3 protein-coding genes are annotated in these 988 nt (G+C 60.0%); 2 read left to right on the forward strand and 1 reads right to left on the reverse strand.

The genetic code is table 11. The features are described 5' to 3' along the window. Positions 1 to 2 precede the first annotated feature (2 nt). Both NJLHNGOC_RS15520 and NJLHNGOC_RS16095 read left to right on the forward strand, forming a co-directional pair. A complete protein-coding gene (locus NJLHNGOC_RS15520; protein WP_113597112.1) occupies positions 3 to 467 on the forward strand; it encodes a MucR family transcriptional regulator in 465 nt (154 codons plus the stop codon). Positions 468 to 492: 25 nt separating this feature from the next. Continuing rightward, positions 493 to 666, forward strand: coding sequence for a hypothetical protein (locus tag NJLHNGOC_RS16095; RefSeq protein ID WP_162851945.1), 174 nt, complete (start codon positions 493 to 495; stop codon positions 664 to 666). 196 nt (positions 667 to 862) lie between these two features. On the opposite strand, the gene NJLHNGOC_RS16545 is transcribed toward NJLHNGOC_RS16095, so the two are convergent. After that, positions 863 to 967, reverse strand: a complete 105-nt coding sequence (locus NJLHNGOC_RS16545; RefSeq protein WP_225063345.1) for an antitoxin VbhA family protein — start codon at positions 965 to 967, stop codon at positions 863 to 865. Positions 968 to 988: the final 21 nt, after the last annotated feature.

Genomic DNA, 988 nt, shown 5'->3' on the forward strand with positions numbered 1-988 from the left:
CAGTGCGCGAGCTTACGACCCGGATTGTCACAGCCTATGTCAGCAGTCACACGGTTCCGGCGGATACCCTGCCCGGCCTCATCGCCACGGTGTTTCAGGCGCTCGGAAGTCTGGGACAGGCGACGACCGTAACACCGGATCTGGTGCCGGCCGTGCCCGTGAAAAAATCCGTGTTCCCGGATTACATCGTCTGCCTGGAGGACGGAAAAAAAATGAAGATGCTCAAGCGTCACCTTCACACCGTCTATGGCCTGACGCCCCAGCAATACCGGGCAAAATGGGGCCTGCCGGAAAGCTATCCGATGACCGCCCCATCCTATTCGGCACAACGGGCTACCCTGGCACAGGAAATCGGACTGGGGCGGACCATCAAGGCGACACCGGAACCTTCGCACGTACCGGACGCTGAAGTTCCGGTCACGCGCCTGCCAGAGAAGAAACGCGGACGCAGGCCAAAACTGGCCTGAAGGTCCAGACCGGGAGAAATGGGACATGAAGACGGATCATACCGATCGCGACGACTGGGAAGCCTGGAAGGACGAAGCCACACGCCGGGCACTGGCCGAGGCTGATGCCGGATTGTTCATCAGTGGTGAAGCGGTAAAGGCATGGGCGGCCAGCCTCGGGACCGATCATCCCCTTTCTCTGCCACAACCCGGGCAATAAGGGGGACGCTCTCGCACACCGCAGGAAGGTGACGCAGAGTGCAATGGTTACGACTATCCCTGATGCATTGATGGAACGACCGTTTCACGACCCTACGGCTACCCTTGTGACGACCCATCGACATACCCGAGGCCGACATCGCGCCTACCCATAAGTAGTTGTTCTTCATACACCATTGCACCACAGGTGCGGATGCTCAGGCACCTGCCTGCCGGATCTGGGCGATCATCTCATCGGCTGTGATCTCTCCGCGCTGGCGTGCATCCATGATTGCGGTGAGCGCCCTGTCATGAGGGAGCACATGCGGATCATCGGGTGTCGC

The organism is Novacetimonas cocois, assembly GCF_003311635.1.
GTDB lineage: Bacteria > Pseudomonadota > Alphaproteobacteria > Acetobacterales > Acetobacteraceae > Novacetimonas > Novacetimonas cocois.